Origin of the sequence: Streptomyces albus subsp. chlorinus, assembly GCF_013302895.1 — a bacterium.
Taxonomy (GTDB): domain Bacteria; phylum Actinomycetota; class Actinomycetes; order Streptomycetales; family Streptomycetaceae; genus Streptomyces; species Streptomyces chlorinus.
Genome location: NZ_VJOK01000001.1, coordinates 3445195 through 3452655 on the forward strand (window position 1 = coordinate 3445195; position 7461 = coordinate 3452655).

A 7461-nucleotide genomic window follows, 5' to 3' on the forward strand; every position below is an offset into this window, starting at 1 on the left:
GCACAACGATCCGGTGCACCGCCAAGGGGCACTCCGCGCAGCAACGCCCAGCGCGCAGCGCCCCGCACCAGCCAGACCGGAGAAACCATGGCTACCGAAAACCCACCCGCCCCAGCGGGCCCCGCGCGGGCAGCGACCCGCAAGGGTGACCGAATATTCCTGGGCCTCTCCAAGGGCTCCGGGATAGCCCTCCTGGCGATCATGGCCGCGATCGCCGTCTTCCTCACCTGGCGGGCGGCGCTCGCCATCAGCGCCGACGAGGGCAACTTCCTCACCACCTTCGAGTGGGACGCCAACGCGACACCGCCCCGCTTCGGCATCGCCGTCCTGGCCTTCGGCACCGTCGTCAGCTCACTGATCGCGATGGTGGTCGCCGTACCGATCGCGGTCGGCATCGCGCTGTTCATCTCGCACTACGCGCCCCGCAGGCTGGCGACGCCGCTCGGTTACGTCATCGACCTGCTGGCGGCCGTGCCCTCGATCGTCTACGGCCTGTGGGGCGCGCTCTTCCTCGTCCCGCACCTGACCGGCCTGTACGAGTGGCTGGACGACTACCTCGGCTGGACCGGGATCTTCTCCTACGAGGGCGGCGCGGCACGCTCCCTGTTCACGGCCGGGATCCTGCTCGCGATCATGATCCTGCCGATCGTCACCAACGTCTCCCGCGAGGTCTTCCGGCAGGCCCCGAAGATGCAGGAGGAGGCGGCCCTCGCGCTGGGTGCCACCCGGTGGGAGGTCATCCGCATGTCGGTGCTGCCCTTCGGCCGCTCCGGCGTCATCAGCGCCTCCATGCTGGGCCTGGGCCGCGCGCTGGGCGAGACGATGGCCGTGGCCACGGTCCTCTCCCCCAGCTTCCTGATCCAGACGAGCCTGCTGGAGCCGGGCGGCGGCACGTTCGCGCAGAACATCGCCGCGGGCTTCAAGGAGGCCGGCTCCACGGGCCGGGACGCGCTGATCGCCTCCGGCCTCGTCCTGTTCGTCATCACCCTGCTGGTCAACGGCGCGGCCCGGCTGATCATCGCCCGCCGCAAGGAGTACTCGGGAGCGAACGCATGAGCCAGACAGTCATGGCCGACGCCGCCCCGCTCGACGCCGCCCCGGTGGCCGCCACGCTGCGCCAGCCCCGGCTGCCGCGCTGGGCCCCGCTGGGCCTGGCCGCCCTCGCCGCCGCGCTCGGCATCGGCACCGGCCTGGTGGCGGGGCTCGACAGCCGCATCCAGTGGGGACTGATCGCCGCCGCGGCCTACCTCGTCCTCACGGCGGTGCTCGCCGGTGCGGTCGAGGGCTCCCGGCAGGCCAAGGACCGGCTGGCGACCAGCTTCATCTGGGTCTCCTTCCTGCTGGCCGTCGTCCCGCTGGCCTCCCTCATCTGGGAGACCGTCGCCCGGGGCGTGAAGGTCCTGGACGGATACTTCCTGAGCCACTCCATGAACGGCGTCATCACCATGGAGGCCGGCGGCGGGATCTACCACGCGCTGATCGGCACCCTCGAACAGGTCGGCCTCGCCACGCTGATCGCCGCGCCCGTCGGGCTGCTGACCGCGATCTACCTGGTCGAGTACGGCACCGGCCGGCTCGCCAAGGCCGTCACGTTCTTCGTGGACGTCATGACCGGCATCCCCTCGATCGTCGCCGGCCTGTTCATCCTCTCGTTCTGGATCATCATCCTCGACTTCGGCTACTCCGGCTTCGCGGGCGCGATGGCGCTGGCGATCCTGATGATGCCGATCGTGGTGCGCTCCACCGAGGAGATGCTCAAGCTCGTCCCCAACGAGCTGCGCGAGGCGTCGCTGGCGCTGGGCGTGCCGAAGTGGAAGACGATCCTCAAGGTGGTCCTGCCGACCGCGGTCGGCGGCATCACCACCGGCATCATGCTCGCCGTCGCCCGTATCGCGGGCGAGTCGGCACCCATCCTGCTGCTGGTCTTCGGCTCGGCGCAGATCAACGCCAACCCGTTCGAAGGCGCCCAGTCCTCGCTGCCGTACTACGTCTACGAGCAGTGGGCCAACGGCAACGAGCCCTCCTACGACCGCGCCTGGGCGGCCGCCCTGGTGCTGATCGCCTTCGTCATGATCCTCAACCTGGTCGCCCGCGGTATCGCCCGCTGGAAGGCCCCCAAGCACTAAGAGCCCTCCCGACCGAGAAAGGGGCGACCCATGGCCAAGCGCATCGACGTCAGCGGCCTCTCCGCCTACTACGGCAGCTTCCGCGCCATCGACGACATCTCCATGACGATCGAGCCGCGCTCCGTGACCGCCTTCATCGGCCCCTCCGGCTGCGGCAAGTCCACCTTCCTGCGCACCCTCAACCGCATGCACGAGGTCACCCCCGGCGGGCGCGTCGAGGGCAAGGTGATGCTGGACGACGAGGACCTGTACGGCACCGGGGTGGACCCGGTCTCCGTCCGCCGCACCATCGGCATGGTCTTCCAGCGGCCCAACCCGTTCCCGACGATGTCCATCTACGACAACGTCGCGGCGGGCCTGCGGCTCAACGGCGACTACAAGAAGAGCGAGCTGGACGGGATCGTCGAGAAGTCCCTCAAGGGCGCCAACCTGTGGAACGAGGTCAAGGACCGGCTGAACCGGCCCGGCTCCGGCCTCTCCGGCGGCCAGCAGCAGCGCCTGTGCATCGCGCGGGCCATCGCCGTGGAGCCCCAGGTCCTGCTGATGGACGAGCCCTGCTCGGCCCTCGACCCGATCTCCACGCTCGCCATCGAGGACCTCATCGGGGAACTGAAGTCGCGCTTCACCATCGTGATCGTGACGCACAACATGCAGCAGGCGGCACGGGTTTCCGACCGCACCGCCTTCTTCAACCTCGCCGAGGTCGGCGCCCCCGGCAAGCTGATCGAGATCGACGACACGGAGCGGATCTTCTCCAACCCGTCGGTCCAGGCCACCGAGGACTACATCTCCGGGCGCTTCGGCTAGGCCCTCCGGCCGGGCCGGCCCTCGACCGCCCGCGGTGCTGCATGGCGGTGCCACCGCGGGCTTCCCTGTCGCCCCCTCCCTGTTCTTCCGGGGAGGGGGCACCCCTCGTCGTTCCCTGCGGGCTACGGGTGCGTTTCGTGGTCGCTCGCGCAGTTCCCCGCGCCCCTGAATCGCTGCCCCGCAAGCATCGCTGCCCCGCAAGCCCGGGTGCGGGCCGCGAGGATCAGCCGAAGACGAGCTTGACCGCCCAGTAGATGAGGGCCGCCACGACGGCCGCGGCCGGCATGGTGATGAACCAGCCCAGGATGATGTTCTTGGCCACGCCCCAGCGCACGGCGCTGACCCGCTTGGTGGCGCCGACGCCCATGATCGCGGAGGTGATCACATGCGTGGTCGAGATGGGCGCGTGGAACATGAACGAGGCGCTGTACATCACGGAGGCCGCGGTGGTCTCCGCGGCGAACCCCTGCGGCGGGTCCAGCTCGATGATGCGCCGGCCCAGGGTGCGCATGATGCGCCAGCCGCCCGCGTAGGTGCCCAGCGACAGCATCGCCGCGCAGACGACCTTGACCCACACCGGGATCTCGTTGTGCTCCTGCACATCGGCGATGGTGAGGGCCATCACCACGACGCCCATGGTCTTCTGCGCGTCCTGGAGACCGTGGCCCAGCGCCATGCCGGCGGCCGAGACGGTCTGCGCGATGCGGAAGCCCCGCTTGGCCCGGTGCGGGTTCGACTTGCGGAACAGCCACATGATCACGCACATGACCAGGTAGCCGAGGCCCAGGCCGATGAGGGGCGAGATGAACATCGGCAGGACGATCTTCTCGACCACGCCGGACCAGAAGACCGTGATGCCGCCGGCCAGCGCCGCGCCCACCATGCCGCCGAACAGCGCGTGGCTGGAGGACGAGGGCAGTCCGAAGTACCAGGTGACGAGGTTCCAGGCGATGGCACCGACGAGCGCGGCGAACAGGACGCCCATCCCCGCGTCGCCGTGCGGGGTCACGATCAGCCCCTCGCTCACCGTCTTGGCGACGCCGCTGCCGAGGAAGGCGCCCGCGAGGTTCATCACGGCGGCCATGGCCAGCGCGGCACGCGGGGTGAGCGCCCGGGTGGAGACCGACGTCGCGATGGCGTTCGCGGAGTCGTGGAAGCCGTTCGTATACGTGAAGAAGAGCGCGACACCGACGGTCACGATCAGCGCGAAGGTGTCCACGGAGCGTCAGGACTCCTTGACCGCGATGGTCTCGACGGTGTTGGCCACGTGCTCGAACGCGTCGGCGGCCTCCTCGAGGACGTCCACGACCTGCTTGAGCTTCATGACCTCGATGGCGTCGTACTTGCCGTTGAACAGGTGGGCGAGCAGCTTGCGGTGGATCTGGTCGGCCTGGTTCTCCAGCCGGTTGACCTCGATCCAGTACTCGGTGAGGTTGTCCATGGTCCGCAGGTTCGGCATGGCCTCCGCGGTCAGCTCGGCGGCCCGCGAGAGCACCTCGATCTGCTGCTCGACCCCCTTGGGCAGCTCCTCGATCTGGTAGAGGACGACGAGGTCGACGGCCTCCTCCATGAAGTCCATGATGTCGTCGAGGGAGGACGCCAGATTGTAGATGTCCTCGCGGTCGAACGGCGTGATGAACGAGGAGTTGAGCTGGTGGAAGATCGCGTGTGTCGCGTCGTCCCCCGCGTGTTCGGCCGCACGCATCCGCTCGGAGATCTCGGTCCGCGCGGAGGAATCCGCCCCGAGCAGTTCCATGAGGAGCTTGGAGCCGGTCACGATGTTGTCCGCGGAGGCCGCGAACATGTCGTAGAAGCTCGTCTCCCTGGGGGTCAGACGAAAGCGCACTGGGGGTCCTCGGGTGCCTCGATGACGGTCTCGTTGATGCTAGGCGCATCATCCGGCCACAGCGAACCGGTGTCCCCCAGTGTCACCCATGGAGGCTCGGACACTGAAGCGGGCTCCGAGAAGTCCGGTATCATATACCCGCTGGGGGTATGAGGATCCCGGCGAAACGGCCCCACACCCATCCCCGCCCGCCCCTCGACCCCACCTGGAGGACCGCATGACGACGCCCCAGACCACGCCGGAGACCCCGGACACCGTGGCCGAAGCCACCTCGGAGTGCTGTTCGGCACACGCGGCCACGGGCGAGCACGGCTACACCAAGAACAAGGACGCTCACATCAAGCGACTGCGCCGCATCGAGGGCCAGATCCGCGGGCTCCAGCGCATGGTGGAGGAGGACGTGTACTGCATCGACATACTCACGCAGGTCTCCGCCTCCACCAAGGCGCTCCAGTCCTTCGCCCTCCAGCTGCTGGAGGAGCACCTGCGCCACTGCGTCGCCCACGCGGCACAGGACGGCGGCGCCGAGATGGACGCCAAGGTGGAGGAGGCCACCGCCGCCATCGCCCGCCTCCTGCGCACCTGAGCGGACGCGGCCCGCGCCGCGGCGGGACCGCGGGCCGGCGCCTCAGCGGGCGGGGCCGGGGACGTCGTCCAGCTCGCAGGCGGCGCGGCGCAGGACCTCATCGATACGGGCCGCGCTGAGGGGGCCCTCGGCGGCGGAGGCGGCGATCATCAGTTCGCCGCACAGTTCGATCTCGGCCAGCGCCGCGTGATCCTGGTGGTCCTGCATCAGCGAACGCCGTCCGCAGCGGCCCCCGCGGCCGTCGCCCCTGTCGTCGGGCCTTGGTACAGGCACACGTATCACCTCCCGTGCTGCACGGATCCACCGGGCGGAACGCCGCGGCCGGGCCGGAGCCCGGCTTCCCAGCGTAGGGAGTGCCGCACCGTCCGCGCATGGCACTTCCGAACCATTTACCTGACGAACGTCCGGGCCCGCCGTGGCCGTCCTCCGGCCCGCCCCCGGCCGAACGGCCGGTCAGGGAGCGGCGATCGTGCCCGCCCAGATGTCACCCGGCTCGGGCCGGGGAATCCGCACCACGGTGCCGAAGGAGTGCAGCGTCGTCGTCGAGGAGACCGTCAGCCCGGCGTCCGGTCCGGCGCCCGGTCCGGCGGACGGCGGCGTGCCGGGTACGGTCGCCGGGCCGCCGGAGGCGGGGCCGGACGGGGCGGGCGCCGACGGCCCGGAGGGGCCGCCGGCCGCGCCGTAGGTCTGGGCGGCGCGGGCCGCGTGGGCGGCGAAGGAGAAGCGGTACCGGATCTTCCGCAGCCGCCCCCGCGCGTCGAGATGGGCGTCGAACGGCACCGTACGGCCGAAGAAGCCCCGCTCCGCCGCGCGCAACTGCCGCCGCGCCCGGGGCGGCGCCGCGGCAGCGGCGCGCTCGATGTCCACCACACCGCTGAAGTGCCACACCCGTGCGCCGTCCAGCTCGGGAGCGCCCTGGTAGACCGTACGGCGGGCGCCGCGCAGCAGCCGGGCGGCGGTGACCGGGTCGGTGGCCCCGCCCGTCACCAGGTTGCCGTCGGGCAGGCCGGCCGTCTCCACCCGCACCCACTTGTCGTCCGGGACCCCGGCGCGGTTCCTCATGTAGAGCGCGCCCGGTGTGACCAGCTCGGCGACGGGCCTGCGCTCCCCAGGCCGCGCCCCGTCCGCACCGGGCGGCAGGACGACGCGGAGCCTGCCGGTGCCGCGCGCCAGATCGAAGACGCCGCGGCCCTCGATGGTGACCCGGGTGGCACCGCTGACCGTCTCCAGCGCGGTACGCACCCGCGCGGTCCGCGCCCGGGCCAGTGCGTCGGCCGCCGCCAGGACGGCCGCGCTGCCCGGACGGGAGGGCCCGGCCGCCCGCAGGCCGCCGGTCGCCACCGCCCCGTCCCCGGAGCAGCCGCACAGCACCAGGACCGCGAGCACGGCCCCCGACACCGCGGCCGACACCGAGGTCGGCGGCGGCCGGAGTACCGTGCCGTACGGCGGCCGGAGTACCGTGCCGTACGGCGGCCGGAGTACCGTGCCGTGCGGCGGGGAGCCGGCCGCGCCGTTTCGTGACCGCCGCTCCAGCCGCCCCAGTGTCATCCGCCGACCCCTCGTTCCGGTCGCTGCCGCACCGGTCGTCGTCGCCGTACCGGTTCACCGGCCGGTCCGGATCGACCGGTTCAACGAGACCCGCCAACCGACCGTCACGGCCCCAGTACGGTGGTCACGTGCGAGAGCGAGCCCCCGAACACCAGCCGGACCCCCTCCCCGCCGCGGACGGCATCCCCCACGAGACGTCGCTGAGCGAACGGGGCTCCTTCTGCTCCGCGTCCTGCGCCTGCGGCTGGCGCGGACCGGCCCGCCGCGCCCGCGAGAGGGCCCGCGCCGACGCCCTCGACCACCAGCAGAGCCACCCGGGCGAGTACCGGTCAGGCCGCCCGGACCATGCCGCCCGCCCGGACACGGCGGCGCCCCCGCCGGACACTCCGACGGGGGCGCTGTAGACCGCTCGCGGCGGGCAGTTCAGGACACCGGGGCGGCACCGGGACCCGGCCCTCCCACGGCGTGGGCCGCGGTCCTCAGGGACTCGGGCCACGGGGCGGCCGGCGCACAGGCCGCAGGCCGCAGGCCGCGCATACAGGTCACGG

The 7461-nt window shown here is 71.5% G+C and carries 9 protein-coding genes; 5 read left to right on the top strand and 4 right to left on the bottom strand.

The window, feature by feature from the left end:
- Positions 1-87 precede the first annotated feature (87 nt).
- The 3 genes from pstC to pstB are packed head-to-tail and all read left to right on the top strand — an operon-like array spanning position 88 to position 2933.
- Positions 88-1056, top strand: coding sequence for a phosphate ABC transporter permease subunit PstC (pstC, locus tag FM076_RS15355; RefSeq protein WP_173871197.1), 969 nt, complete (start codon positions 88-90; stop codon positions 1054-1056).
- Positions 1053-2126 (top strand): phosphate ABC transporter permease PstA, encoded by a 1074-nt coding sequence (pstA, locus tag FM076_RS15360; RefSeq protein WP_173871199.1) that lies wholly within the window; start codon positions 1053-1055, stop codon positions 2124-2126. The genes pstC and pstA overlap by 4 nt, the downstream gene beginning before the upstream one ends.
- Before the next feature lie 30 nt (positions 2127-2156).
- Positions 2157-2933, top strand: coding sequence for a phosphate ABC transporter ATP-binding protein PstB (gene pstB / locus FM076_RS15365; RefSeq protein ID WP_173871201.1), 777 nt, complete (start codon positions 2157-2159; stop codon positions 2931-2933).
- A 223-nt stretch (positions 2934-3156) separates the two neighbouring features.
- Here the strand turns inward: pstB and FM076_RS15370 are convergent, their stop codons facing one another.
- Together FM076_RS15370 and FM076_RS15375 are read right to left on the bottom strand one after the other, a co-directional pair.
- Positions 3157-4152 (bottom strand): inorganic phosphate transporter, encoded by a 996-nt coding sequence (locus FM076_RS15370; RefSeq protein WP_173871203.1) that lies wholly within the window; start codon positions 4150-4152, stop codon positions 3157-3159.
- 6 nt (positions 4153-4158) lie between these two features.
- Positions 4159-4779: a DUF47 family protein gene (locus FM076_RS15375; protein ID WP_173871204.1), complete on the bottom strand. Its 621-nt coding sequence runs from the start codon at positions 4777-4779 to the stop codon at positions 4159-4161.
- A gap of 217 nt (positions 4780-4996) precedes the next feature.
- Here FM076_RS15375 and FM076_RS33820 point away from each other — a divergent pair, with 217 nt between their 5' ends.
- Positions 4997-5365, top strand: coding sequence for a metal-sensitive transcriptional regulator (locus tag FM076_RS33820; protein ID WP_243274517.1), 369 nt, complete (start codon positions 4997-4999; stop codon positions 5363-5365).
- A gap of 42 nt (positions 5366-5407) precedes the next feature.
- On the opposite strand, the gene FM076_RS15385 is transcribed toward FM076_RS33820, so the two are convergent.
- Both FM076_RS15385 and FM076_RS15390 read right to left on the bottom strand, forming a co-directional pair.
- The gene (locus tag FM076_RS15385) at positions 5408-5638 is read right to left on the bottom strand and encodes a hypothetical protein (RefSeq protein WP_173867894.1); all 231 of its coding nucleotides are present in this window, start codon (positions 5636-5638) and stop codon (positions 5408-5410) included.
- A 180-nt stretch (positions 5639-5818) separates the two neighbouring features.
- Positions 5819-6763, bottom strand: a complete 945-nt coding sequence (locus FM076_RS15390) for a hypothetical protein (RefSeq protein WP_345945027.1) — start codon at positions 6761-6763, stop codon at positions 5819-5821.
- A 278-nt stretch (positions 6764-7041) separates the two neighbouring features.
- Between FM076_RS15390 and FM076_RS15395 the strand changes: the two genes are divergently transcribed.
- The gene (locus tag FM076_RS15395; protein ID WP_173867895.1) at positions 7042-7317 is read left to right on the top strand and encodes a hypothetical protein; all 276 of its coding nucleotides are present in this window, start codon (positions 7042-7044) and stop codon (positions 7315-7317) included.
- The last annotated feature ends 144 nt before the right edge of the window (positions 7318-7461 follow it).